Annotated in this window: 24 protein-coding genes and 1 pseudogene; 3 read left to right on the forward strand and 22 right to left on the reverse strand. The window is 71.7% G+C overall.

From position 1 onward, the window contains the following. The 5 genes from PUR26_RS00405 to pyrR form a co-directional block, all read right to left on the reverse strand. Positions 1 to 810: carbamoyl phosphate synthase small subunit (locus tag PUR26_RS00405; protein WP_329868086.1), on the reverse strand; the 810-nt coding region annotated here is incomplete at its 3' end. Continuing rightward, positions 807 to 1376 (reverse strand): PH-like domain-containing protein, encoded by a 570-nt coding sequence (locus tag PUR26_RS00410; protein WP_329868088.1) that lies wholly within the window; start codon positions 1374 to 1376, stop codon positions 807 to 809. The genes PUR26_RS00410 and PUR26_RS00405, both read right to left, overlap by 4 nt. Further along, positions 1373 to 2659: a dihydroorotase gene (locus PUR26_RS00415; protein ID WP_329868090.1), complete on the reverse strand. Its 1287-nt coding sequence runs from the start codon at positions 2657 to 2659 to the stop codon at positions 1373 to 1375. Before PUR26_RS00415 ends, PUR26_RS00410 begins: the two co-directional genes overlap by 4 nt. Before the next feature lie 5 nt (positions 2660 to 2664). Next, the gene (locus PUR26_RS00420) at positions 2665 to 3660 is read right to left on the reverse strand and encodes an aspartate carbamoyltransferase catalytic subunit (RefSeq protein WP_329868092.1); all 996 of its coding nucleotides are present in this window, start codon (positions 3658 to 3660) and stop codon (positions 2665 to 2667) included. A gap of 89 nt (positions 3661 to 3749) precedes the next feature. Next, positions 3750 to 4328 (reverse strand): bifunctional pyr operon transcriptional regulator/uracil phosphoribosyltransferase PyrR, encoded by a 579-nt coding sequence (gene pyrR, locus PUR26_RS00425; protein WP_329868093.1) that lies wholly within the window; start codon positions 4326 to 4328, stop codon positions 3750 to 3752. Between the two features lie 197 nt (positions 4329 to 4525). Here pyrR and bldD point away from each other — a divergent pair, with 197 nt between their 5' ends. Further along, on the forward strand, positions 4526 to 5026 hold the full coding sequence (gene bldD, locus PUR26_RS00430; RefSeq protein WP_093608484.1) for a transcriptional regulator BldD: 501 nt from the start codon (positions 4526 to 4528) through the stop codon (positions 5024 to 5026). A gap of 243 nt (positions 5027 to 5269) precedes the next feature. On the opposite strand, the gene nusB is transcribed toward bldD, so the two are convergent. The 14 genes from nusB to PUR26_RS00500 all read right to left on the reverse strand — a co-directional run bounded on the left by nusB (position 5270) and on the right by PUR26_RS00500 (position 18814). Further along, positions 5270 to 5698 carry a transcription antitermination factor NusB gene (gene nusB / locus PUR26_RS00435; protein WP_329868097.1) on the reverse strand — a complete coding sequence of 143 codons (429 nt, stop codon included), beginning with the start codon at positions 5696 to 5698 and terminating at the stop codon, positions 5270 to 5272. Between the two features lie 2 nt (positions 5699 to 5700). Beyond that, on the reverse strand, positions 5701 to 6267 hold the full coding sequence (efp, locus tag PUR26_RS00440; RefSeq protein WP_329868099.1) for an elongation factor P: 567 nt from the start codon (positions 6265 to 6267) through the stop codon (positions 5701 to 5703). 59 nt (positions 6268 to 6326) lie between these two features. After that, positions 6327 to 7433 carry an aminopeptidase P family protein gene (locus PUR26_RS00445; RefSeq protein WP_329868101.1) on the reverse strand — a complete coding sequence of 369 codons (1107 nt, stop codon included), beginning with the start codon at positions 7431 to 7433 and terminating at the stop codon, positions 6327 to 6329. A gap of 85 nt (positions 7434 to 7518) precedes the next feature. Continuing rightward, positions 7519 to 8370 carry a Pro-rich N-terminal domain-containing protein gene (locus PUR26_RS00450; RefSeq protein WP_329868103.1) on the reverse strand — a complete coding sequence of 284 codons (852 nt, stop codon included), beginning with the start codon at positions 8368 to 8370 and terminating at the stop codon, positions 7519 to 7521. A gap of 131 nt (positions 8371 to 8501) precedes the next feature. Then, positions 8502 to 8942 (reverse strand): type II 3-dehydroquinate dehydratase, encoded by a 441-nt coding sequence (aroQ, locus tag PUR26_RS00455; RefSeq protein WP_329868104.1) that lies wholly within the window; start codon positions 8940 to 8942, stop codon positions 8502 to 8504. Continuing rightward, positions 8939 to 10033 carry a 3-dehydroquinate synthase gene (gene aroB, locus PUR26_RS00460; protein ID WP_329868106.1) on the reverse strand — a complete coding sequence of 365 codons (1095 nt, stop codon included), beginning with the start codon at positions 10031 to 10033 and terminating at the stop codon, positions 8939 to 8941. The genes aroQ and aroB overlap by 4 nt, the downstream gene beginning before the upstream one ends. Then, entirely contained in the window at positions 10030 to 10554 is a 525-nt protein-coding gene (locus PUR26_RS00465; protein ID WP_443076915.1) for a shikimate kinase, read from the reverse strand. Before PUR26_RS00465 ends, aroB begins: the two co-directional genes overlap by 4 nt. A 32-nt stretch (positions 10555 to 10586) precedes the next feature. Further along, on the reverse strand, positions 10587 to 11771 hold the full coding sequence (aroC, locus tag PUR26_RS00470) for a chorismate synthase (RefSeq protein WP_329868110.1): 1185 nt from the start codon (positions 11769 to 11771) through the stop codon (positions 10587 to 10589). Between the two features lie 377 nt (positions 11772 to 12148). Further along, positions 12149 to 12976: a shikimate dehydrogenase gene (locus PUR26_RS00475; RefSeq protein ID WP_329868112.1), complete on the reverse strand. Its 828-nt coding sequence runs from the start codon at positions 12974 to 12976 to the stop codon at positions 12149 to 12151. Beyond that, positions 12973 to 14808, reverse strand: a complete 1836-nt coding sequence (gene mltG, locus PUR26_RS00480) for an endolytic transglycosylase MltG (RefSeq protein ID WP_329868113.1) — start codon at positions 14806 to 14808, stop codon at positions 12973 to 12975. Before mltG ends, PUR26_RS00475 begins: the two co-directional genes overlap by 4 nt. A 102-nt stretch (positions 14809 to 14910) precedes the next feature. Next, positions 14911 to 15375: a Holliday junction resolvase RuvX gene (gene ruvX / locus PUR26_RS00485; protein ID WP_329868124.1), complete on the reverse strand. Its 465-nt coding sequence runs from the start codon at positions 15373 to 15375 to the stop codon at positions 14911 to 14913. 8 nt (positions 15376 to 15383) lie between these two features. Beyond that, positions 15384 to 18053 carry an alanine--tRNA ligase gene (alaS, locus tag PUR26_RS00490; RefSeq protein ID WP_329868114.1) on the reverse strand — a complete coding sequence of 890 codons (2670 nt, stop codon included), beginning with the start codon at positions 18051 to 18053 and terminating at the stop codon, positions 15384 to 15386. Beyond that, positions 18053 to 18379: a DUF6167 family protein gene (locus PUR26_RS00495; RefSeq protein WP_329868116.1), complete on the reverse strand. Its 327-nt coding sequence runs from the start codon at positions 18377 to 18379 to the stop codon at positions 18053 to 18055. The genes alaS and PUR26_RS00495 overlap by 1 nt, the downstream gene beginning before the upstream one ends. Before the next feature lie 6 nt (positions 18380 to 18385). Continuing rightward, positions 18386 to 18814 (reverse strand): DUF948 domain-containing protein, encoded by a 429-nt coding sequence (locus PUR26_RS00500; protein ID WP_329868118.1) that lies wholly within the window; start codon positions 18812 to 18814, stop codon positions 18386 to 18388. A gap of 193 nt (positions 18815 to 19007) precedes the next feature. On the opposite strand from PUR26_RS00500, the gene PUR26_RS00505 reads away from it, so the two are divergent. After that, positions 19008 to 21245: an ATP-binding protein gene (locus tag PUR26_RS00505; RefSeq protein WP_329868119.1), complete on the forward strand. Its 2238-nt coding sequence runs from the start codon at positions 19008 to 19010 to the stop codon at positions 21243 to 21245. Positions 21246 to 21270: 25 nt separating this feature from the next. Here PUR26_RS00505 and rpsD read toward each other — a convergent pair whose 3' ends face one another. Further along, complete coding sequence (gene rpsD / locus PUR26_RS00510) at positions 21271 to 21885, reverse strand: 30S ribosomal protein S4 (RefSeq protein WP_329868121.1); 615 nt, start codon at positions 21883 to 21885, stop codon at positions 21271 to 21273. 185 nt (positions 21886 to 22070) lie between these two features. On the opposite strand from rpsD, the gene PUR26_RS00515 reads away from it, so the two are divergent. Further along, entirely contained in the window at positions 22071 to 22769 is a 699-nt protein-coding gene (locus tag PUR26_RS00515; RefSeq protein WP_329868122.1) for a DUF2470 domain-containing protein, read from the forward strand. A gap of 13 nt (positions 22770 to 22782) precedes the next feature. Here PUR26_RS00515 and PUR26_RS00520 read toward each other — a convergent pair whose 3' ends face one another. Both PUR26_RS00520 and PUR26_RS34510 read right to left on the reverse strand, forming a co-directional pair. After that, complete coding sequence (locus PUR26_RS00520; RefSeq protein ID WP_329868123.1) at positions 22783 to 24141, reverse strand: replication-associated recombination protein A; 1359 nt, start codon at positions 24139 to 24141, stop codon at positions 22783 to 22785. Between the two features lie 80 nt (positions 24142 to 24221). After that, positions 24222 to 24358, reverse strand: a pseudogene (locus tag PUR26_RS34510) (vitamin K epoxide reductase family protein); the annotation flags it as partial.

Genomic DNA, 24358 nt, shown 5'->3' on the forward strand with positions numbered 1-24358 from the left:
GAGGATCTGGTTGCCGAAGCAGATACCGAAGAGCGGCGTCCCGCGCTCCAGGACGGCCCGCATGACGGCGACGGGGCCGTCGGCGGTGGCGGGGTCGCCGGGTCCGTTGGAGAAGAACACGCCGTCCGGGTTCACCGCGTAGATGTCCTCGGCGGTGGCGGTGGCGGGCAGGACGTGGACCTCGATGCCGCGCTCGGCCATCCGGTGCGGGGTCATGCCCTTGATGCCGAGGTCGACGGCGGCGACGGTGAACTTCTTCTCGCCGATCGCGGGGACGACGTAGGCCTCCTTGGTGGCGACCTCGGCGGCGAGGTTCGCCCCCTTCATCTGGGGCTGCGCCTGGACCTTGGCGAGCAGGGTGGCCCCGTCGGCCACCGCGTCGCCGGAGAAGATGCCGACGCGCATGGCGCCGCGCTCGCGCAGGTGGCGGGTGAGGGCGCGGGTGTCGATGCCGGAGATGCCGACGACGCCCTGGCGCTCCAGCTCCTCGTCGAGGGTGCGGGTGGCGCGCCAGTTGGAGGAGACGCGGGCGGGGTCGCGGACGACGTAGCCGGAGACCCAGATGCGGCCGGACTCGGGGTCGTCGTCGTTGACGCCGGTGTTGCCGACGTGCGGGGAGGTCATGACCACGACCTGCCGGTGGTACGACGGGTCGGTGAGGGTCTCCTGGTAGCCGGACATGCCGGTGGAGAACACGGCCTCGCCGAAGGTCTCCCCCACGGCCCCGTAGGCGCGGCCGCTGAAGGTGCGGCCGTCCTCCAGGACGAGTACGGCGGGGACCTTGGCGGTCGCCCTGGTGGAGGTCGTCATCGTGCGGTGCCTTCCGTCGTGCTGATGTGGTTCATGGAGTTGATGGCTTCGACCCAGTCGGCGTGGTCGGCCGCCCGGTCGGCGCGGAAGCCGGAGTCGAGCTGCTTGTCGCCGTGCGTCCAGGTGACGATCAGCAGGCCGCCCTCGGCGAGGACCTTGCCCGCGATGCCCTTGTCGAGCCGGGCCCCGCGCAGCTGCGCCGCGGGGACGAAGAAGTCGTTCGCGCCGGGGCGTACGACCTCCAGGCCCGCGTCGGTGAGCGTCAGCTGGACACGGCTGCGGGTACCCAGACCGTGGGCCACGATCCGGTCGAGCCACTGTCCGGCGGTGGTGGAGCCGTGGTAGCGCCCCGTCAGGGTCAGTTTCGCCTCGCCGGGCGCTTCGGGCGCGGCGGGCAGCTCCGGCAGGCCCGACTGGAGACTGCCGCGCCACTTCCATCCCTGGCGCATCAGCCAGTAGACGAAGGCGACGAAGAGCAGCAGTCCGGCGACCCAGCCGAGGCGCGCGGCCCAGTCGGTCACCTCCGCCGACTTCTGTTCGGCTGCGATTTCGATCAGAGTTGTCACGCCAGCTTCCCGTCCATGACCGTTGCCCGGCCCCGCAGGAAGGTGTGGGTGACGCGCCCCGGCAGCTCGCGGCCCTCGTAGGGGGTGTTGCGGCTGCGGGAGGCGAAGCCCGCGGGGTCCACCACACCACGGTAAGCCGGATCGACGAGGGTCAGGTTGGCGGGCTCACCTGCCGAGACGGGGCGGCCGTGGTGGGCGGCGCGTCCGATGCGGGCGGGCGCGAAGGACATCCGGTCGGCGACGCCGGCCCAGTCGAGCAGACCGGTCTCGACCATCGTCTGCTGGACGACGGACAGCGCGGTCTCCAGGCCCACCATGCCCATGGCGGCGGCGGCCCACTCGCAGTCCTTGTCCTCGTGCGGGTGCGGCGCGTGGTCCGTGGCGACGATGTCGATCGTGCCGTCGGCGAGCGCCTCGCGCAGCGCCATCACGTCGCGCTCGGTGCGCAGCGGCGGGTTGACCTTGTAGACGGGGTTGTAGGAGCGCACCAGCTCGTCGGTGAGGAGGAGGTGGTGAGGGGTGACCTCGGCGGTGACGTCGATGCCGCGGGACTTGGCCCAGCGGACGATCTCGACGGAGCCGGCGGTCGAGAGGTGGCAGATGTGCACCCGCGAGCCGACGTGCTCGGCGAGGAGCACGTCCCGCGCGATGATCGACTCCTCGGCCACGGCGGGCCAGCCGCCGAGGCCCAGCTCGGCGGAGACGACGCCCTCGTTCATCTGGGCGCCCTCGGTGAGGCGGGGCTCCTGGGCGTGCTGGGCGACGACGCCGCCGAACGCCTTCACGTACTCCAGGGCGCGTCGCATGATCACCGCGTCGTCGACGCACTTGCCGTCGTCGGAGAAGACGGTGACACCGGCCGCGGACTCGTGCATGGCGCCCAGCTCGGCGAGCTTCTTGCCCTCCAGGCCGACGGTGACCGCGCCGATGGGCTGTACGTCGCAGTAGCCGGACTCCTGGCCGAGCCGGTAGACCTGCTCGACGACGCCGGCGGTGTCGGCGACGGGGAAGGTGTTGGCCATGGCGTACACGGCGGTGTAGCCGCCGGTGGCGGCGGCGCGGGTGCCGGTGAGGACGGTCTCGGAGTCCTCGCGGCCAGGCTCGCGCAGGTGGGTGTGGAGGTCGACCAGACCGGGCAGGAGGACCCGCCCCCCGGCCTCGACGACCGTGGCGCCCTCGGCGCTGAGGCCGGGGCCCACCTCGGCGATGTTCTCGCCGTCGATGAGGACGTCCTGGGCGTCGCCGCCGAGCACCTGGGCACCACGGATCAGGATCTTGCTCATGTCTCTTACTTCTCCTCGATACGGGCGTGGTTGGCGGCGGACGCGGTCTTCTCGTCGAAGGACGCGCCGCCCAGGAGCAGGTAGAGGACCGCCATCCGGATGGAGACGCCGTTGGCGACCTGCTCGACGACCGTGCAGCGATCGGAGTCGGCGACCTCCGCGGTGATCTCCATGCCGCGGACCATCGGGCCGGGGTGCATGACGATGGCGTGTCCGGGCATCCGCGCCATCCGCTCGCCGTCCAGCCCGTAGCGCCGCGAGTACTCCCGCTCGGTGGGGAAGAAGGCGGCGTTCATGCGCTCGCGCTGGACGCGCAGCATCATCACGGCGTCGGACTTGGGCAGGGTGCTGTCCAGGTCGTAGGAGACCTCGCAGGGCCAGCTCTCGACGCCGACCGGGACCAGGGTCGGCGGTGCGACGAGGGTGACCTCGGCGCCCAGGGTGTGCAGCAGGTCGACGTTGGAGCGGGCGACGCGGCTGTGCAGCACGTCGCCGACGATCGTGATGCGCCGGCCGGCGAGGTCCCGGCCGAGGCCCTCGTCACGGCCGACCAGGCGGCGGCGCATGGTGAAGGCGTCGAGCAGGGCCTGGGTGGGGTGCTGGTGGGTGCCGTCGCCGGCGTTGATGACGGCGGCGTCGATCCAGCCGGAGGTGGCCAGGCGGTACGGGGCGCCGGAGGCCCCGTGCCGGATGACGACGGCGTCGACGCCCATGGCTTCCAGGGTCTGGGCGGTGTCCTTGAGCGATTCGCCCTTGGAGACCGAGGAGCCCTTGGCGGTGAAGTTGATGACGTCGGCGGAGAGGCGCTTCTCGGCCGCCTCGAAGGAGATCCGGGTGCGGGTCGAGTCCTCGAAGAAGAGGTTGACGACCGTGCGGCCGCGCAGCGTGGGCAGCTTCTTGATCGGCCGGTCGGCGACCCGGGCCATCTCCTCGGCGGTGTCGAGGATCAGGACGGCTTCGTCGCGGGTGAGGTCGGCGGCCGAGATGAGGTGGCGCATCATCGGAAGGATTTCTCCGGGTTTGTTGCGGTTCGAGGCATGCGGGCGCGCAGAAGGGCACACACCCTTCGGGGGCGTGCCGTGCCGAAGGGCTACTGCTCGCCTGCCGGGGCGGTCTCGCGCACCCCGAGCAGCACGGCGTCACGGCCGTCCTCCTCGGCGAGCTGGACCTTGACCGCCTCCCGCAGCGACGTGGGGAGGTTCTTGCCGACGTAGTCGGCGCGGATCGGCAGTTCTCGGTGGCCCCGGTCGACGAGGACCGCGAGCTGCACGGCGCGCGGGCGGCCGATGTCGCCGAGCGCGTCGAGGGCCGCGCGGATGGTCCGGCCGGAGAAGAGGACGTCGTCGACGAGGACGACCAGACGGCCGTCGATGCCGTCGCCGGGGATCTCCGTGCGGGCCAGCGCACGGGCGGGGCGCAGCCGGAGATCGTCGCGGTACATGGTGATGTCGAGCGAGCCGACCGGCATCTTCCGGCCAGTGATCTCTTCGAGCTTGTCGGCGAGACGGCGGGCGAGGAAGACCCCGCGTGTGGGAATGCCGAGCAGGACCACGTCGTCGGCGCCCTTGGCGCGCTCGACGATCTCGTGGGCGATCCGGGTCAGCACCCGGGCGATGTCGGGACCCTCAAGAACAGGGCGTGCCGCATCGGAACGATGATTGGCGTCCATACGAAACGGACCTCCTTCTCCGCCTCACGGGACGGACCTTAAAGGACGTCGGAATTGCGCCAACCACGCTACCAGCACCTGAAGGGTGCTTCGGCCCCGCCCCTGGAAGAGAGTCGGTACGGACCATTCGGCTTGACGCAGCCAAGTAACGCTGCGTAACCTCACAGTGAGTTACCAGTCTTCGTCCCGGGAGCTATATGTCCAGCGAATACGCAAAACAGCTCGGGGCCAAGCTCCGTGCCATCCGCACCCAGCAGGGCCTCTCCCTCCATGGTGTGGAGGAGAAGTCCCAGGGCCGCTGGAAGGCCGTCGTGGTCGGCTCGTACGAGCGCGGCGACCGTGCCGTGACCGTACAGCGCCTCGCCGAGCTGGCCGACTTCTACGGGGTCCCGGTTCAGGAGCTGCTGCCGGGCACCACGCCGGGCGGGGCCGCCGAGCCGCCGCCGAAGCTCGTCCTGGACCTGGAGCGCCTGGCCCACGTCCCGCAGGAGAAGGCGGGCCCGCTGCAGCGTTACGCCGCGACGATCCAGTCGCAGCGCGGCGACTACAACGGCAAGGTGCTGTCGATCCGCCAGGACGACCTGCGCACGCTCGCGGTCATCTACGACCAGTCCCCCTCGGTGCTGACGGAGCAGCTGATCAGCTGGGGCGTGCTGGACGCGGACGCCCGTCGCGCGGTCGCGCACGAGGAGGCCTGAGCGGGCCTCTTTACGAGGTTGTCCAGCAGAAACGTTGCCGCCGGGTGCGGCGGGCGCCGCAGGGCGCCCGCCGCCCCGGCGGCTCTTCGTCGGGCGGCCGGAGGCGCCGTCGGCCGCCGCCGCGCCCCGGGCGCACGAAGGGCCCGCCGCGCACCGAGTGCGCCGCGGGCCCTTCGTGCGTGCCCTGCCCCCCTCACCGGCCTCCTGTCGGGGCCGAAGGGGGCCGAGGGCCTCCGGCGGGACTCAGTCCCGGCGGAGGTTCGGCTTGAGGTCCTTGAAGCGGCCCAGCAGGCCGTTGACGAACGACGGGGAGTCGTCCGTGGAGAACTCCTTGGCGAGTTGCACCGCCTCGTCGATCACCACCGCGTCCGGCGTCGCGTCCACCCACACCAGTTCGTACGCCCCGAGGCGCAGGATGTTGCGGTCGACGACGGGCATCCGGTCGAGCGTCCAGCCCACCGCGTACGTCGAGATGAGGTCGTCGATGCGGCCCGCGTACTGCGCGTACCCCTCGACCAGCTCCATCGTGTACTCGTTGACCGGCGGCTGACGGTCGTCCGACCGGGCGTGCCGGACCCAGTCCGCGAGGACCTGCTGCACGGGGGCACCGCGCTGGTCTGCCTCGAAGAGGATCTGGAAGGCCCGCTTACGGGCCTTGTTCCGGGCAGCCACGGTTAGCTGTTCACCCGGCCGAGGTAGCTGCTGTCACGGGTGTCGACCTTGATCTTCTCACCGGTGGTGATGAAGAGCGGAACCTGGATCTGGTGGCCGGTCTCCAGCGTGGCGGGCTTGGTGCCACCGGTGGAGCGGTCGCCCTGGACGCCCGGCTCGGTCTCCTGGATGACGAGCTCGACGGCGGCCGGCAGCTCCACGTAGAGCACCTCGCCCTCGTGCTGGGCCACGGAGGCGGTGAAGCCCTCGATCAGGAAGTTGGCGGCGCCGCCGACGGCCTTGCGGTCGACCATCAGCTGGTCATATGTGGTCATGTCCATGAAGACGAAGTACTCGCCGTCCATGTACGAGAACTGCATGTCGCGACGGTCGATGGTGGCCGTGTCGACCTTCACGCCGGCGTTGAAGGTCTTGTCGACGACCTTGCCGGAGAGCACGTTCTTGAGCTTGGTGCGCACGAAGGCGGGGCCCTTGCCGGGCTTGACGTGCTGGAACTCGACGACGGACCAGAGCTGGCCTCCGTCGAGCTTGAGCACCATGCCGTTCTTGAGGTCGTTCGTGGAAGCCACGGTTGCGGAATCTCCTGGACTGACGCTGGTGGACGACCCAGTGGCTGCCGGTGTGCGCGCTAGAGCGCGAGCAGCTCCTTGGTCGTGATGGTGAGTAGCTCGGGGCCGCCGTCCGCCTCCTGGCGTACGACGAGCGTGTCATCGATCCGGACTCCGCCCCGGCCCGGGATGTGGACCCCCGGTTCGACGGTGACCGGCACGCAAGCGTCCAGTTTACCCATGGCGGCGGGTGCCAGCTGCGGGTCCTCCTCGATTTCGAGCCCCACCCCGTGTCCGAGGAACGGCGCGAGTCCCTCGCCGTGGCCCGCCGCGTCCAGGATCTGGCGGGCCGCCCGGTCCACGTCGCGGTAGGCGGTGCCGGGAGCCAGGGTCTCCCTGGCGGCGCGCTGAGCGGCGAAGACGAGGTCGTACAGCTCGATCTGCCAGCCGGCCGGAGTGCTCCCGATGACGAAGGTGCGGCCGATCTCGCAACGGTAGCCGCGGTAGTTCGCGCCCAGACAGACCGAGAGGAAATCTCCTTCCTCCACACGGCGGTCGGAAGGCCGGTGACCGCCCCGGCCCGAGTGGGGACCGGTGGCCACGGAGGTGGCGAACGCCGGGCCGTCCGCGCCGTGGTCCACCAGCCGCCGCTCCAGCTCCAGCGCCAGGTGCCGTTCGGTCCGCCCGACCAGAATCGATTCGAGCAGTTCGCCGAGGGCCTGGTCGGTGATCTCCGCCGCGATCCGGAGGCAGGTGATCTCCTCCTCGTCCTTGACGATCCGCTCCTGCTCGATGGCTGTTCCCAGGTCCGCGAGGCGCAGCCGCGGAGCGACCGAACCCATCGCCCGGTAGCGGGCGACGGTCAGATGGTGCTCCTCGACGGCGAGCACGTCCGATCCGGCCTTGCGGGCGAAGTCGACGGCCGCGACCGCGGGATCGCCGCCGGCCACCGGCAGGACGGCCACCCGCAGATGCTCGTCGAGGCGCCCCTCGGCCGGATCGCCGCTGGGCGTGCGGGGGCAGAGCAGGACGTCGTCGCCCGCGCCGAGCAGCAGGACCGCGCCCGGCGGCGCTCCGCCCGCGAGGTAACGGACGTTGGCCGGGCGGGAGACCATGGCCGCCGTGCTGCCGGCCGCGGCGCACCGGTCACCGAGCCTTCCGCGGCGTTCCGCGTACACCTCTGACATGTATCGAGCGTACGAGTGCGCGCCGCGGTCGGCCGGTCGAGCGCGTCCGACCGGGGTGGGAAGCGGGGGGGCGCGCCCCCCGCGGTCACCAGGAGGGCGGACTCGCTATGGAGCGGGCGAGTACGTCGTCCAGGACCCGGGCGGTGGTCTCGACGTCGTACGTCGAGTTGTCGATGATCGGCAGCCCGGATCCGTACCAGCCGGCCATCCGGCCGTGGATGCCCGCCACCTCGTCGTCGGAGAGCCGGCGGTTGCCGCTGCGCTCGGCGTTGCGCTCCAGGACGATCTCCAGGCCGGGCAGCAGGACGACGGGCAGCAGCCCGGGCCCCACATGGCGCTTCCAGCCGCCGAGACCGACGACGGGCCGGTCGGGGAAGACCGCGTCGTCGAGGATGCAGGAGATCCCGTTGGCCAGGAAGTTCCGGGCGGCGAAGCCGCAGGTCCTGCGGGCCAGGCGGTACTGCGCCTCGGAATGGTCGTTCCAGCCGGACTGGGGGTCGGCGAAACCGGAGCAGACCCATTCGCGTACGTCGTCCAGGCTGATGTGGGCGGTCGGGACGCGGCGGTTGTTCGCCCAGTGGCGGGCGACGGTCGTCTTGCCCGCGCCGGCCGGGCCGATCAGCAGGACGGCGAGGGTCGCGTTCCCCGTACCGCGCTCGGTGGACGGCGCGGACGGGACGGCGACCGGATCACCCGGCGGCAGCCGGACGTGGCCCGTGCTCTCGGGCGCGGGTGGCGCGGACGGGTGCTGGGGCCCGGGGGCGCTCCAGCCCGGGGCCTGCGGCGGGCCCTGGGGCGGCGCCTGGTGTCCGGCCGCTCCCGGAGGCACAGGGGCCTGGGGCGGCGGGGGGCCGGGGTGATGGGCGAGGTGGGCCCATCCACTCGTCGCGTGCCCCGGCTCGTGGGGCGGCAGCGGAGCCCCCACTGCGTGCTGCATCCGGTGCCACTCCGTCTCGTACGACTGACGCTGGTCGGGCGGCCGTTCGGGTCGCCCGTTACCGAACCGTACCCTCCCCGGCCGCCAGGAGGGGAACGGCCGGGGACGGGCCGGGGTGCCCGGCCGGCCGGTCAGCCCGCCAGTTCGTCGGCGAGCGCACGCAGGGCGAGGCGGTACGAGCCGATGCCGAACCCCGCGACGGTGCCGCTGGCGACGGCCGCGACGACCGACGTATGCCGGAATTCCTCACGTGCGTACGGATTCGAGATGTGCACCTCGATCAGCGGGGCGGTGCGCTGGGCCGCCGCGTCCCGCATGCCGTACGAGTAGTGCGTGAAGGCTCCGGGGTTCAGAACGACCGGAATCGAACCGTCGGCCGCCTCGTGCAGCCAGCGGATCATGTCGCCCTCGTCGTTCGTCTCGCGGACGTCCACGTCGAAGCCGAGCTCCTTGCCCAGGGCCTGGCAGGCCTCCACCAGTCCGGCGTAGGAGGTGGCGCCGTAGACGTCGGGCTCGCGGGAGCCGAGCCTGCCGAGGTTCGGGCCGTTGAGCACCAGGACGCGGCGCGTCACGCCGACACCTCCCCGTACGCGGCGATCAGCACCGCCGGGTCCGGGCCCTCCAGGACGGTCGGCCTGCCCAGCCCGTCCAGGACGATGAAGCGCAGCAGGTCGCCCCGGGACTTCTTGTCGACCTTCATCGTCTCCAGCAGCTTGGGCCACTGGTCGCCGCGGTAGGTCAGGGGCAGCCCTACCGACTCCAGGACGCTGCGGTGCCGGTCGGCGGTGGCATCGTCCAGCCGCCCGGCGAGACGGCCCAGCTCGGCGGCGAAGACCATGCCGACCGAGACGGCGGCGCCGTGGCGCCACTTGTAGCGCTCGTTCTTCTCGATGGCGTGGGCGAGGGTGTGGCCGTAGTTGAGGATCTCGCGCAGCCCGGATTCCTTGAGGTCGCTGGAGACGACCTCCGCCTTGACCCGGATGGAGCGCTCGATCAGCTCGGCGGTGTGCGGGCCCTCGGGCGTCCGCGCCCCCTGCGGGTCCGCCTCGACCAGGTCGAGGATGACCGGATCGGCGATGAAGCCGGCCTTGATGATCTCGGCCATGCCGCTGACGTAGTCGTGGACCGGCAGCGAGTCCAGCGCGGCGAGGTCGCACAGCACGCCGGCCGGCGGGTGGAAGGCGCCCACGAGGTTCTTGCCCTCGGCGGTGTTGATGCCGGTCTTCCCGCCGACCGCCGCGTCCACCATCGCGAGCACGGTCGTCGGAACGGCGACCCAGCGCACTGCGCGCAGCCAGGTGGCCGCCACGAAGCCCGCGAGGTCGGTGGTGGCGCCGCCGCCCACGCCGACGATCACGTCGGTGCGGGTGAAGCCGGTCTGGCCGAGCGCCTTCCAGCAGTACGCGGCGACCTCGGCGGTCTTGGCCTCCTCGGCGTTCGGCACCTGGATGGCGACCGCCTCGTACCCCTGGTCGGCGAGGTCCTCGCGGAGCGCCTCACCGGTCCCGGCGAGCGCCTCGGGGTGGATGACCGCCACCCGCTTGGCACGCCGGCCGATCAGGCCCGGGAGCTCTCCGAGCAGCTGCCGGCCGACCAGCACCTCGTACGGGTCGGTGCCCGCCGTGCCGCCGACCTGGATACGGGTCACTGCCTGGTCCGTCATGCTGTCTTCTCCTGGCCGGGGGTCCGGGGGGCGTCCCCCGGGAGATGCGGTGGCTCCAGTGCGTCGAGGACCGCCTGGGCGACCTCTTCGGGGGTCCGTTCATCGGTCGCGACGACGACGCGGGCGACCTCGGTGTACAGATGGCGGCGCGCGTCCATCAGCTCGCGCCACTGGCGGCGCGGGTTGACGGCGAGCAGCGGGCGGGCGGTGTTCAGACCGACCCGGCGGACCGCCTCCTCGACGTCCATCGAGAGATACGCGACGGGCAGGCCGGACAGCAGCTCGCGGATTCCCTCGTCGAGGATCGCGCCGCCGCCGAGCGAGAGGACCCCCGCGTGCTCGGCGACCGCGGCACGGACCGCCTGCCGCTCCAGCTCACGGAAGTACGACTCGCCCTCGTCGACGAAGATGTCGGCGATCTCCCGGCCCTGGGCCGCGACGATGTCGGCGTCGGTGTCGCGGTAGGGCACGCCGAGCCGCTCGGCGAGCAGCGCGCCCACGGTGGACTTGCCGGACCCCATCGGCCCGACCAGGACGATCAGCGGGCCCTCGCTCACCGGATCTGGAGGTTGTCGAGGTACGACCGGACGTTGCGGGCCGTCTCGGTGACGCTGTCGCCCCCGAACTTCTCCGCGACCGCGTCCGCGAGCACCAGCGCGACCATCGCCTCGGCGACGATGCCCGCGGCGGGCACGGCGCACACGTCGGAGCGCTGGTGGTGGGCCTTGGCGGCCTCGCCGGTGGCGACGTCGACGGTGGCGAGCGCGCGGGGCACGGTGGCGATGGGCTTCATCGCCGCACGGACCCTCAGCAGCTCACCGGTGGTCAGACCGCCCTCGGTGCCGCCCGAGCGGCCCGACGCGCGCCTGATGCCCTCGTCGGTGACCAGGATCTCGTCGTGCGCCTTGGAGCCGGGCACCCGGGCCAGGTCGAAGCCGTCGCCGACCTCGACGCCCTTGATCGCCTGGATGCCCATGAGCGCGGCGGCCAGGCGGGCGTCCAGACGACGGTCCCAGTGGACGTGCGAACCGAGGCCCACGGGCACGCCGTACGCCAGCACCTCGACGACCCCGCCGAGGGTGTCGCCGTCCTTGTGGGCCTGGTCGATCTCGGCGACCATCGCCTTGGATGCGTCCGCGTCGAGGCAGCGGACGGGGTCGGCGTCCAGCTTCTCCACGTCCGACGGTTTGGGGTGGACGCCGTAGGGGGCCTTGGCGGCCGCCAGCTCCACCACGTGCGAGACGATCTCGATGCCCGCGGTCTCCTTGAGGTACGAGCGGGCGACCGCGCCGAGCGCGACGCGCGCCGCCGTCTCCCGGGCGCTGGCGCGCTCCAGGATCGGCCGCGCCTCGTCGAAGCCGTACTTCTGCATGCCCGCGAGGTCGGCGTGGCCGGGGCGGGGCCGGGTCAGCGGGGCGTTGCGCGCCGATTCGGCGAGCACGGCCGGGTCGACCGGATCGGCCGACATGACCTGCTCCCACTTGGGCCACTCGGTGTTGCCGACCATGACGGCCACCGGCGACCCCATGGTCAGACCGTGGCGGACACCGCCGAGGAAGGTCACCTCGTCGCGCTCGAACTTCATCCGGGCGCCGCGTCCATAGCCCAGGCGCCGCCGGGCGAGGTGGTCCGCCACCATCTCCGTGGTGATCGGGACACCGGCGGGAAGACCCTCCAGTGTCGCCACCAGTGCGGGGCCGTGCGACTCCCCCGCGGTCAGCCAGCGCAACCTGCTCAACGGTGCTCCTCAGTCTCGCGCCTGGAACTGCGACGGCGCGACCGGGTGCGCGGCCCTGGCCCGCCTTCCCCCGATCCTCCCACGTCCGGGCGGGTATCCGACCGCCGGTCCAGTTGTCGGACGCCCGGGCAGCCCGCGGGCCCGCCCCGCCCGGGGGCCGGGGAGGCCGGCACGACCCGCCGGAGCCGGGCGCGCCCGGCCGGCACGAGGGCGGCCGGCCCGGGGCGGGCGAGGGTGTTCTCCAGCCGTTCGGGCAGCGGACCCACGGTCGTTGCGAAGAGCCCGCCGGTCCGGTCCACGCCGGCCGCGAGGGGCCGGCCCGCTCCGACGGCGCTCAGGCCCGGCCCCTGCGTCCGTCCGGTGTGCCGGCCGGGAGCCTAACGCGCGACGAGCGCCTGCTCACCGGCGGCGCGCATGGCCGCGAGGGGGGCGGGGGCGCGCCCCGTCATCTGCTCGACCTGGAGGACCGCCTGGTGGACGAGCAGGTCGAGGCCGCCGACCACCGCTCCCCCGCGTCCCGACCAGGCCGCGGCGAGGGCGGTGGGCCACGGCTCGTACAGGACGTCGAAGAGGGTGCCCGGCCGGTCGGGGACCGCCCTGGCGAGCGCGTCGGTGGCACCGGCGGGAGTCGTGGCGATGACGAGTGGCGCTTCCAGTGCCTCGGGGGCGGCCGACCACTCGGCGGTGCGTATGCGGACGCCGAGGCGTTCGGCCCAGCCCCGCATCTCGCGGGCGCGGATCTCGCTCCGTACGTAGGCGGTCACCGGGCCCGTGCAGATCCGGGAGAGGGCGGCGAGGGCCGAGGAGGCGGTGGCGCCGGCGCCGAGGACGGCGGCGGTCTCCACCTGTTCGACGCCGCGCTCGCGCAGCGCGGCGATCATGCCGGGGATATCGGTGTTGTCCCCGGTGCGGCGGCCGTCCGGGGAGAGGACGACCGTGTTGACGGCCTCCACCGAGGCGGCCGTGTCGGTGATCCCGTCGAGCAACGGGATCACCGCCCGCTTGAGGGGCATGGTGAGGGAGAGGCCGGCCCAGGAGTCGTCCAGCCCCTCGATGAAGCCGGGCAGCCTGGCCTCGTCCACCTCGAAGCGGTCGTACTGCCAGTCGGTGAGCCCGAGCTCGGCGTAGGCGGCCCGGTGCAGCACCGGGGACAGGGAGTGGCCGATCGGTGATCCGAGGACCGCCGCACGCCTGGCTGGGCTCACTGTTCGGACTTCTCCCGTTCCTTCTCGTACTCCGCCACGTTCTTGTTGTGCTCCTCGTTGGTCACGGAGAACACCGTCTTGTTCTCGTTGACCGACACGAAGTAGTACCAGGGTCCCGGGGCGGGGTTGATCGCGGAGTTGATCGCGTCGATTCCGGGGTTGCTGATCGGGCCCGGGGTCAGGCCCTGGATGTCGTACGTGTTGTACGGGTCCTTGATCTTGCGCAGCTCGGCCACCGTGCCGACGTCGAGCGTGCTCTCGGCCTTGATGTAGTTGATGGTCGAGTCGAACTCGAGCCGGCCGACCGTCTCGACGTTGCCGGGCTTGAGACGGTTGTAGACGACCCGGGAGACCTTCTCGAAGTCGTGCTTGTACTTGCCCTCGACCTGCACCATGCTCGCGACCGTGACGAGCTCCCAAGGCCCTTCCAGTCCGAGCGTCTCGGCCTTCGCGTCCAGGTCGAGCTTGCCGTACTCCTGGTTGGCGCGGGCGACCATCTTCTTCAGGACGTCCTCGGGCTTGGCGCCCTTGGCGACCGGGTAGCTCGCCGGGAACAGGAAGCCTTCCAGCGGGTCCTTGACGTCCTTGTGGCCGACCGCCCAATCGGGCAGTCCGAGGCTGCTCGCCTTCTTCTCCGCCACGTCCTTGGTGGTCCCGGCCTTGAGGTCGAGCCGTTTGTCGATCTGCTCGTAGACCCAGACGTTCCGCTTGCCCTCGGGGATGATGAGGGCGTTGCGGCTGGCCGGGTTGAGCATCGCCTTGACCGCGTCCGCCGCCGACATCTCCTTGTTCAGGGTGTAGACGCCGGCCTGGATCTTCTTGCCGTCGGGGTTCTGGTCCTGGGCCGAGACGAAGGCGCCCTGGCTCTTGACCACGCCGTTCTTGACCAGGAGGGCGGCGATCTCGTAGCCCCCCGCGCCCTGGGGGATCTCGACCTGGACGGTCGCGTCGCTGCCGGAGCCCTCGTAGTCCGGAGCGGCACCGAACTGGTTCTGCCAGAACTGGTAGCCGAAGTATCCGACACCGCCGACGCCGCCGGCCAGGACCAGCGCGACGACCAGGCAGGCCAGGCCGTTGCGGCTCTTCTTCTTCGGCTTGCCCTTGCCCTTGCCCCGACGGGTACCGCCGCCGCCCCGGGGGGCCGCCGGGTCGTCGTCGTGGCCGTCGCCGGCGTCGTCATCGCCGCGGCCGTCGTCTCCCGAGAAGAACGGGTGGGTCTCCTCCTGCTGCTCCCCCGGCGTCTCGTGGGAGGTCTCCGGCTCCCACTCGGTCGCCGGCTCGGGCTCCGCGCGCCGCTGGCCCGGGGGCTGCGGCGGCGGGTACGCCTCGGGGGTGCCGTAGAGGTCGGGGTTCTGGCCGCCGTACGGATCGGCCGGGACGGGTCCGCCGTAGGGCATGGCGGCCTGCTGACCGGGGTCCCAGCCGCCGGCGTACTGCGCCTCGTCGTACTGCCGGCCCTGGTGGGACGGGTCGTACTGCTGACCCTGGTGCGGCCCGGCGTGCTGCTGACCGCCGTGCTGCAGGCCCTGGTAGTCCTGGCCCTGGTAGTCCTGGCCTCGGTAGTCCTGGCCCTGGTAGTTCCGGGCCTGGTGGTCGGCCGTGCCGTAGCCCCCGGCGTCGTACTGCTGGTCGCCGTAACTCTGCGGCTGCTGATGGGGCAGTCCGGGCTGCTGGTACGGGTCCTGCTGGTTCCCGTACGGCGCGTGGTCCTGCGGCTGCTGGTAGTACTCCTGCCGGCCGTCGGCCTGCTGACCTCTCCATCCCTGGTCCCCGTAAGCCGGGTCCTCGGGATGCCACGGTTCGGAGCCGGGGCCCCGTCCATATTCAGTCATCGATCCCCAAAACAGCCGCGAGGCTTCCGGACGATCCGCCTCTACGTTGTGCGGCAGTTGTTCGAACACCGCCGCATCGCGCGGAACGTTACCGTATCGCGATCAGATGACCACTTCGACGCCCTCGCCGGGAGGATTACCTGATACCCGTTCGGACTCAAGAGCGTTCTGAAGGATGATCACAGCGGCTGCCTGATCGATGACAGACCGGCCCTTTCTGGACTTCACGCCCGAGGCGCGCAGGCCCTGACTGGCCGTCACTGTGGTCATCCTCTCGTCCACCAGCCGCACCGGAACGGGCGCGATCGAGCGGGCCAGCTCCTGGGCGAACGCACGGACCTTGACCGCGGCCGGGCCCTCGCCCCCACTGAGGGAGCGAGGGAGCCCGACCACGATCTCGATCGGTTCGTACTCCTCGGCGATCTGCCTGAGCCGCCGGTGGGCGGCCGGGACATCACGTCCCGGCACGGTCTCCACCGGGGTGGCGAGGACCCCGTCGGGGTCGCACGAGGCGACCCCGATCCTGGCGTCCCCCACATCGATCGCGAGGCGACGGCCTCTGCGCATGGCAGTGGTCACGCCGTCTCGGCAACGAGGCGCTCGACGGCGTCGATGGCCTCGCCGACGGCCTCCGGGTTCTGGCCGCCGCCCTGGGCGACGTCCGGCTTGCCACCACCACCGCCGCCGAGGGTCTTGGCGGCGGTGCGGACCAGCTCACCGGCCTTGAGACCCCGCTCGCGGGCGGCCTCGTTGGTGGCGATGACGGTCAGCGGACGGCCGTTGGCCGTCGTGAACAGGGCGACGACGGCCGGGCGGTCGCCCGGGATGCGGCCGCGCACGTCGAGGACGAGCTTGCGCAGGTCGTCGGCGGAGGTGCCGTCCGGGACCTGTCCGGTCACCAGGGCCACACCGCGTACGTCCTTGGCGCCCTGCACGAGCCCGGCGGCGGCCTGGAGCACCTTCTCCGCGCGGAACTTCTCGATCTCCTTCTCGGCGTCCCGCAGCTTGCCGAGCATGGTGGCGACCTTCTCCGGCAGCTCCTCGGAACGGCCCTTGACCAGCTCCTGGAGCTGGGCGACGACCGTGTGCTCCTTGGCGAGGAAGTTGTAGGCGTCGACGCCCACGAGGGCCTCGATGCGGCGCACACCGGAACCGATCGACGACTCGCCGAGCAGCTTCACCAGACCCAGCTGGGCGGTGTTGTGGACGTGCGTACCGCCACACAGCTCCTTGGAGAAGTCGCCGATGGTGACGACCCGGACCCGCTCCCCGTACTTCTCGCCGAACTCGGCGATGGCGCCCTGCTTCTTGGCCTCGTCGATGCTCATGACCTCGGCCTGGACGTCGAGCTCCCGGGCGAGGACCTCGTTGATCTTCTGCTCGACGTCGGTGAGGACCGTGCCGGGTACGGCGGCGGGGGAACCGAAGTCGAAGCGGAAGCGGCCAGGCGAGTTCTCCGAACCGGCCTGGGCGGCCGTCGGGCCGAGGGCGTCGCGCAGCGCCTGGTGCGTGAGGTGCGTGGCGCTGTGGGCGCGGGCGATCGCGCGGCGGCGCCGGACGTCGATGGCGGCGTACGCCGAGGAGCCCACGGTCACCTCGCCGACCTGCACCGAACCCTTGTGCACGGAGACGCCGGGGACCGGCTGCTGGACGTCCCGCACCTGGATGACGGCGCCGGTGTCGAGCTTGATCCGCCCCTGGTCGGCGAGCTGGCCGCCGCCCTCGGCGTAGAACGGGGTGCGGTCGAGGACGACCTCGACCTCGTCGCCCTCGGTGGCGGCGGGCGCGGGCCGGCCGTTGACGAGCAGGCCGACGACGGTCGACTCGCCCTCGGTGGAGCCGTAGCCGGTGAACTCGGTCGAGCCGGCGGAGTCGGCGATGGCGCGGTAGGCGGTGACGTCCGCGTGGCCGGTCTTCTTGGCCCTGGCGTCGGCCTTGGCGCGGTCCCGCTGTTCCTTCATCAGGCGCCGGAAGCCGTCCTCGTCCACGGACAGCCCCTGCTCGGCGGCCATCTCCAGGGTGAGGTCGATCGGGAAGCCCCAGGTGTCGTGGAGCAGGAACGCCTTGTCGCCGGCGAGGACGGCGCCACCGGCGGCCTTGGTCTCGGTGACGGCGGTGTCGAGGATGTTGGTGCCGCCCTTGAGGGCCTTGAGGAAGGCGGCTTCCTCGGCGAGGGCGACGGTCTCGATGCGCTTGCGGTCGGTGAGCAGCTCCGGGTACTGCAGGCCCATCGTGTCGATGACGACGTCGATGAGGTCCTGGACGACCGGGCCCGTGGCACCGAGGAGGCGCATGTTGCGGATGGCGCGTCGCATGATGCGGCGCAGCACGTATCCGCGGCCCTCGTTGCCCGGGGTGACGCCGTCACCGATGAGCATCACGGACGTACGGATGTGGTCGGAGACCACACGAAGGGAGACGTCGGTGTCGTGCTTGTCGCCGTAGCGGACGCCGGTGAGGGCGGTGGCCTTGTCGATCACGACACGCAGGGTGTCGGTCTCGTACATGTTCTGCACGTCCTGCAGGATCATGGCGAGTCGTTCGAGGCCGAGGCCGGTGTCGATGTTCTTCGAGGGCAGCTCCCCGAGGATCGGGAAGTCCTCCTTGCCCTCGCCGGCCCCACGCTCGTACTGCATGAAGACCAGGTTCCAGATCTCCACGTACCGCTCGTCGTTGACGGCCGGGCCGCCCTCGACGCCGAACTCGGGGCCACGGTCGTAGTTGATCTCCGAACACGGGCCGCACGGGCCGGGGACGCCCATGGACCAGAAGTTGTCCTTCTTGCCCAGGCGCTGGATGCGCTCGGCGGGAACGCCGATCTTGTCGCGCCAGATCTGCTCGGCCTCGTCGTCGTCGAGGTAGACCGTGATCCACAGGCGCTCGGGGTCGAGGCCGTAGCCGCCGTCCGCCACGGAGCCGGTGAGCAGCTCCCAGGCGTACTTGATGGCGCCTTCCTTGAAGTAGTCCCCGAAGGAGAAGTTGCCGCACATCTGGAAGAACGTGCCGTGGCGGGTGGTCTTGCCGACCTCTTCGATGTCCGGCGTACGCACGCACTTCTGCACGCTGGTGGCGCGCGGGGCGGGCGGCTTGGTCTCACCCAGGAAGTACGGCTTGAAGGGGACCATGCCCGCGTTGACCAGCAGCAGAGTCGGGTCGTCCGCGATGAGCGACGCCGAAGGGACGACGGTGTGCCCGCGCTCCTCGAAGAAGCTCAGCCAGCGGCGGCGGATTTCAGCCGACTCCATCAGTGGTCCTCATTCCGGTTGTACGAATGCTTGGGGTACGGGTGATCGCCCTGGTCGAGGGCGGCGATACGGCGCGGTGCGGGCAGCGCGGGGTCCGCCGGCGCCTCAAGGCCCAGCGCCTCTCCCAACTCGGCCTCGCGCTGGAGCATTCCCGCCCGGACGTCGAGCGCGAAGTCCTTGAGCCGGTGTCCGGTCTCGATCGCCTTGTCGGCGGCCTGGGCCGCGAGGCTCTCGGGGGTCAGCCGCTTGAGCTTGCGGTTGACCTTGGTGGTGGCCCACACACCGGCTGCTGCGCCCGCGGTGAACCAGAACGTACGGCGGAACATGCTGCGTCAGCCCTTCCGGTTCCGGCGCCGGGCACCCGGCACCGTGCGGCCGACGACCGTGCGCCGGGACGGCTCGGCCGGCCTGTCGTCCTTGCTGCGGCTCAGCGCGCGGCGCACGCCGTAGCCGAACGCCGCGACCTTCACCAGTGGTCCGCCGAAGGTCGAGGCGACCGTGGTGGAGAGCGCCGAGGCGTTGGAGGTGACTTCCTGGACGTCCGTCGCGATGGCGTCGACCCGGTCCAGCTGGGTCTGCGCGGAGCGCACCGTCGCGGACGCGTCGGCCAGCAGCGGCACGGCCTGCTCCGTCACGTCCGCCACGAGTCGGGTGGTCGCCCTGAGCGTCTGGGCCAGCCTCACCAGCACCACGGCCAGGAAGGAGACCAGGATCGCCCAGAAGACGGCCACCAGAATCCCGGCAACCTCTCCACCGGTCACTGCGCACCGCTCTCTGTTCGTCGGACTCGGCTCGTCGACCTCGGTCGGAATCGTCGAACGACGCCTCGAAAGTCGTCCTCCGAGCCTATCGCGCCCGTGGTCGCCCGCCGTACCGCATTACGGTCCGGCGGGGCGGGCGGCCCGGCCCGGCCGATTGTACGGAGTGCTCCGAGGTCGGTACTCTCCGTGTCCTATGCGACGGAGCAACCTCCCGGCCGAGCTGAACCGGTTCGTCGGACGTGACGGCGAACTCGATGCACTCGGGCGCCTGCTGGCGGAGTTCCGGCTCGTCACGGTGGTCGGCGTGGGCGGGGTGGGGAAGTCCCGTCTGGCGGTCCGCGCGGCGCGTACGGCGCAGAAACGCTACTGCGAGGGGGTCCGGCTGGCCGAGCTGGCCGGCCTGCGCGACCCGGCGCTGCTGGACCACGCTCTGGTGGAGGCGCTCGGCCTGACCGATCACACCAGCAGACCGCCCCGGGAGGTGCTGCTGGAGCACCTCTCCGAGCGGCGGTTGCTGCTCGTCCTGGATGGCTTCGAACACCTCGTCGAGGAGTGCGCGGTCCTGGTACGGGAGTTGCTGCGCCGGGCCCCCGGGCTGACCGTCCTCGCCACCGGCCGCCGGCCGCTGCGGGTGGACGGCGAGGTGGTGACGCCCCTGGCGCCGATGCCGGTGGACGACGCGGTGCGGCTGTTCACCGACCGCGCGACGGCGGCGGTGCCCGGTTTCCGCGCGGACGCCGGCGCCCTGCCTCCGATACGGGAGCTGTGCCGCCGCCTCGACGGCATTCCGCTCGCGGTGGAACTGGCCGCCGGACGGCTTCCGGCGCTCACCGTGGAGCAGGTGCTCCACCGGCTGGACGACCGCTTCCGGCTGCTGGTCTGCGGCAAGCGGGGCGAGCCCGCGCGCCACCGGACGCTGCGCACGGCGGTCGGCTGGAGCCACGAGCTGTGCACGCCCGAGGAGCGGCTGCTGTGGGCGCGGCTGTCGGTCTTCGCCGGGCCGTTCGAGCTGGAGGCGGTCGAGTACGTGTGCAGCGGCCCGGAGCTGCCGGCCGAGCGGGTCCTCGACGTGCTCGGCGAGCTGATCGCGCAGTCGGTGGTGACGCGCGAGGACACCCCGGCGGGCACGCGCTACCGGATGCTGGACACCGTCTCGGCGTACGGCGCCGAGTGGCTGGACGCCCTGGGAGACACCGCGCGGCTGCGGCGGCGGCACCGGGACTGGTACATGGGGCTGGCGACCTGGTGCGAACTGGACTGGTTCAGCCCGCGCCAGGCCGAGGTGGCGGCCTGCACCGACACCGCCCTGCCCAATGTGCGCGCCGCCCTGGAACTGTGCCTGGAGCGACCGGACGAGGCGCATCTGGCCCAGCACATGGCGGGGACGCTCTGGTTCTACTGGGTGGGGTGCGGGCGGCTGGCGGAGGGCCGGCACTGGCTGGACCGGGCGCTGTCGCGCGAGTCGGGCCACGAGGAGGCGCGGCTGAAGGCGCAGTGGGTGCTGGGATACGTGGCGATCCTGCAGGGGGACAACGCGGCGGCGGCGGCCGCGCTGCGCGCGTGCGGGGAGGGCGCGGCCCGGACGGACAACGCGGCGGCGGCCGCGTACACGACGCATCGGCTGGGGTGCCTGGCGCTGCTCTCGGACGACATGCCGCGCGCCGAGGAGCTGCTCGGGCGGGCCGTGGACGCCTACCGGGAGCTGGGCGAGCTGAACAGCAATGTGCTGATGGGGCAGGTCGAGCTGGCGATGTCCAAGGTCTTCCTGGGGGACCTGGAAACGGCGGTCGGGCTCTGCGGGGCGGTCCGGGAGATCTGCGAGGACCGGGGCGAGCGGTGGACCCGGGCCTACGCCCTGTACGTCCTGGCGTACGCCGCGTGGACCCGCGGCGCACACGAGGAGGCGCGCGGGCTGCTGGTCGAGTGCATCGCCATCGACCACGCCTTCCACGATCTGATCGGCCTGGTGCTGGCCGTCGAGCTGCTGGCGCTGGTGACGGCCAGCGAGGGCGATCCGGCCGAGGCGGCGGTGCTGCAGGGCGCCGCGGCGCAGGTGTGGGAGGCGGTGGGGGTGCCGCTGTTCGGCTCGGGCTACTTCGGGGCGCCGCGCTCGCTGTGCGAGCGGCGTGCGCGGGAGCAGCTGGGCGGCGAGCGCTACCGGGCGTGCGTCGCCGAGGGGGGCCGGCTCTCGCCGGACGGGTTGGTGGCACGTGCGCTGGCGCGCGGCGGGGAAGGGTCCGTGCCTGCGGACCGGACGGCCTGCGCGCGGGACGGCGTCGCGGACAGCGCCTCGCACGACCCCGCCGAGAGCGCTCCGGGCAGCGCTCCGGACGCCGCGGGAAGCGCTGCGGAGTGCGTTCCGGACACGTCCGCGGGTACGCGGAAGCCCGCCGGCTCCCGCACCGGAAGGCGCGGGGAGACGGCGGGCTGAGAACCGCGGGGGTACGACGTCCGGGTCAGCGGGCGTAGTACTCGACGACCAGCTGCTCGTCGCAGATGACCGGGATTTCCTTGCGGTTGGGGTCGCGGTCGAGGCGGAAGGCCAGGGCCTTCAGGTTGACCTGCAGGTAGCGCGGGGTCTCACCGTCGGCGGCGAAGCCACCCTCACGGGCGACCTCGAACAGCGGCTTGGTGCGGCTGCGCTCGCGGACCGTCACGACGTCGTCGGGACGGACACGGAACGACGGCTTGTCGACCTTGCCACCGTTGACCTCGATGTGGCCGTGGACGACCATCTGGCGGGCCTGGTAGATGGTGCGGGCGATGCCCGAACGCAGGACCAGGGCGTCGAGGCGACGCTCGAGCTCGACGACCAGCGCCTCGCCCGTCTTGCCCTCGGCCTTCTTGGCACGGTCGTAGGCGCGCGCCATCTGGCGCTCGCTGATGTCGTACTGCGCGCGGAGGCGCTGCTTCTCGAGCAGACGGACCTTGTAGTCCGAGTTCTGCTTGCGGCCACGGCCGTGCTCGCCCGGCGGGTAGGGGCGGGCTTCGAAGTACTTGACGGCCTTCGGCGTCAGCGCGATACCGAGCGCGCGAGACTTCTTGACCTTGGGACGCGACTGGTTAGGCACGTTCTCCAGACCTCCGTTGTAGGTTAGGTTAGGCTCACCTTACTCAAGGAGATCGCATGTCTCGCCCTGGGAACACCACACGCATCACAGACAGCACGAAGAGCGATGCTTCTCAGAGCATCGATGTGACGGAGGTCCGATCAGCTCATGGTCAGCCGCGTCCCAGCGGGCTTGAAATCGCACGGATGCCGTCAGCAGCCGAGCGCACACGAACTCTCGTACAGAGTACATGCTCCGCGGTACTCGTCCTGCCGGGGGCATCCGAGGCATGCGCCGGGCAGCTGATGCCCGACGCCCGCACGGTGGGCACCGACGGCGAGATCTTCCTGCTGTTCCCGGCCGACGCCCCGCCCGTGCGCGCCGCCACCCACGCGCAGGCCGACGAGCTGCCCGCCGTGCTGGAGATCACCGACGTCGCCCCGGTCGCCGTCCCCGACCGCATCCGCGGCCGCGCCCGGATCCACGGCTGGCTGACCTGCGCCCCGGGCATCGCCGCGCCCGGCCACATGATGCTGCGCCTGGAGGTCGGGGAGGTGTACGTCGAGGACCTCTGGGGCGAGGACACCGTCGACCCCGACGACTTCGCCCGCGCCCTGCCCGATCCGCTGACCGCGTACGAGACCGAGCTGCTGCAGCACCTGGACACGGTCCACGGCGATCAGGTGCGGGCGCTCAGCTCCCTGCTCGGCGAGCGGGCGGGCGAGGGGGCCGGCGCCGTACGGAAAGTGGTGCCCCTGGCGCTGGACCGGTTCGGGCTTCGGGTGCGCTGCCGTGACGCGGCCGGACGGTCGTTCGACGCCCGCTTCGACTTCCCCGAGCCGGTGCGGGAGATCAACGGGCTGCGCCGCGCCATGCACACCCTGTTCCAGGCGGCCCGGGAATGAGCCCGCCGGGCGCCTACGCGGAGCCCTCGCCCCGGAGCCGCTCGCGGACCTTGTCGACCACGTCGGCGTAGCGTGCCTCAGCGCCGTACCGGGTCGGTTCGTAGTACCGCCTGCCGTGGATCTCGTCCGGGGCGTACTGCTGGGCCGCGATCCCGCCCGGCACGTCGTGCGGGTACACGTACCCCTGGGCGTGGCCGAGCTTGGCCGCGCCCTTGTAGTGGCCGTCCCGCAGATGGGCCGGCACGGGACCCGCCAGTCCGTTGCGGACATCGGCCTGGGCGGCGAAGATCGCGGTCGTCGCGGCGTTCGACTTCGGGGCGAGGGCCAGGGCGATCGTGGCGTGGCTGAGGGTCAGGGCCGCCTCCGGGAAGCCGATCATGGCGACGGCCTGGGCGGCGGCGACGGCGGTGGGCAGCGCGGTCGGATCGGCGAGTCCGATGTCCTCGCTCGCCGAGATCATCAGACGGCGGGCGATGAACCGGGGGTCCTCCCCCGCCTCGATCATCCGCGCCAGATAGTGCAGCGCCGCGTCCACGTCCGAGCCCCGGATGGACTTGATCAGGGCGCTCGCCACGTCGTAGTGCTGGTCGCCGTCCCGGTCGTACTTCACCGCCGCCCGGTCGACGGTCTCCTCGACCGTGGAGAGCGTCATCTCCTTCTCGCCCTTGGCGATCGCGGCGCCGGCCGCGGCCTCCAGGGCCGTCAGCGCCCGCCGGGCGTCGCCGCCCGCGATCCGCAACAGATGCGCCTCGGCGTCCTCGGGCAGCGACACCGCGTCCCCCAGACCCCGCTCCTCGGTCAGCGCCCGCTTCATCAGCCCGCGCAGATCGTCGTCGGTGAGGGGCTCCAGCGTCAGCAGCAGGGAACGGGAGAGCAGCGGCGAGATCACGGAGAAGTACGGATTCTCCGTGGTCGCGGCGATCAGCGTCACCCAGCGGTTCTCCACGGCCGGCAGCAGCGAGTCCTGCTGCGCCTTGCTGAAGCGGTGGATCTCGTCGAGGAAGAGGACGGTCTCCTTGCCGAAGCCGCCCGTCGCACGGCGGGCCCCCTCGATGACCGCACGGACCTCCTTGACACCCGCGGTGATCGCGGAGAGCTCGACGAACCGCTTGTTGGTCGCCTTGGAGACGACATACGCCAACGTCGTCTTGCCGGTGCCGGGAGGCCCCCAGAGGATCACGGACGAGGCGCCCGCGGGACCGCCGGCACCCTCGCCGACGAGCCGGCGCAGCGGTGATCCGGGCTTCAGCAGATGGCGCTGTCCCACGACTTCGTCCAGGGTGCGCGGACGCATGCGGACCGCCAGGGGGCTGCTGGACGGGTCCTTCTCCTGGCGTTCTTCGGCTGCGGCGGTAAAGAGGTCGGGCTCCACAGTGATGAAGCCTAAGTCACCCCACTGACAACGGGCCGGGGCGGCCGTGCGCGCTTGCGGCGCTGCCCCTCCCGCAGTCGTCAGCCGGTCCAGAAGTCCCACCAGCGGGTCAGGACGAGCATCCCGATGATGCCGATGTGCAGGGCGGGCAGGACCCAGGTGAACTCGTCGAGGAAGCCCCGCACCGGGCGCGGTGCGGGCAGCAGCCCCGTGCGGA

It is taken from the genome of Streptomyces sp. SP18CS02, assembly GCF_036322365.1.
GTDB lineage: Bacteria > Actinomycetota > Actinomycetes > Streptomycetales > Streptomycetaceae > Streptomyces.

What these genes read in the sequence shown, in the direction of transcription:
- PUR26_RS00465 (WP_443076915.1), bottom strand. Translation starts at nt 10,554, where the DNA reads ATGGGGTCCGGCAAGTCCACCGTGGGCGCGCTGCTCGCCGAGCGGCTC.
- ruvX (WP_329868124.1), bottom strand. Translation starts at nt 15,375, where the DNA reads ATGCGCAGAGGCCGTCGCCTCGCGATCGATGTGGGGGACGCCAGGATC.
- bldD (WP_093608484.1), top strand. Translation starts at nt 4,526, where the DNA reads ATGTCCAGCGAATACGCAAAACAGCTCGGGGCCAAGCTCCGTGCCATC.
- alaS (WP_329868114.1), bottom strand. Translation starts at nt 18,053, where the DNA reads ATGGAGTCGGCTGAAATCCGCCGCCGCTGGCTGAGCTTCTTCGAGGAG.
- PUR26_RS00415 (WP_329868090.1), bottom strand. Translation starts at nt 2,659, where the DNA reads ATGAGCAAGATCCTGATCCGTGGTGCCCAGGTGCTCGGCGGCGACGCC.
- aroB (WP_329868106.1), bottom strand. Translation starts at nt 10,033, where the DNA reads ATGACGGACCAGGCAGTGACCCGTATCCAGGTCGGCGGCACGGCGGGC.
- pyrR (WP_329868093.1), bottom strand. Translation starts at nt 4,328, where the DNA reads ATGGACGCCAATCATCGTTCCGATGCGGCACGCCCTGTTCTTGAGGGT.
- PUR26_RS00515 (WP_329868122.1), top strand. Translation starts at nt 22,071, where the DNA reads ATGCCGTCAGCAGCCGAGCGCACACGAACTCTCGTACAGAGTACATGC.
- PUR26_RS00495 (WP_329868116.1), bottom strand. Translation starts at nt 18,379, where the DNA reads ATGTTCCGCCGTACGTTCTGGTTCACCGCGGGCGCAGCAGCCGGTGTG.
- mltG (WP_329868113.1), bottom strand. Translation starts at nt 14,808, where the DNA reads ATGACTGAATATGGACGGGGCCCCGGCTCCGAACCGTGGCATCCCGAG.
- PUR26_RS00505 (WP_329868119.1), top strand. Translation starts at nt 19,008, where the DNA reads ATGCGACGGAGCAACCTCCCGGCCGAGCTGAACCGGTTCGTCGGACGT.
- PUR26_RS00420 (WP_329868092.1), bottom strand. Translation starts at nt 3,660, where the DNA reads ATGATGCGCCACCTCATCTCGGCCGCCGACCTCACCCGCGACGAAGCC.
- PUR26_RS00445 (WP_329868101.1), bottom strand. Translation starts at nt 7,433, where the DNA reads ATGTCAGAGGTGTACGCGGAACGCCGCGGAAGGCTCGGTGACCGGTGC.
- PUR26_RS00450 (WP_329868103.1), bottom strand. Translation starts at nt 8,370, where the DNA reads ATGCAGCACGCAGTGGGGGCTCCGCTGCCGCCCCACGAGCCGGGGCAC.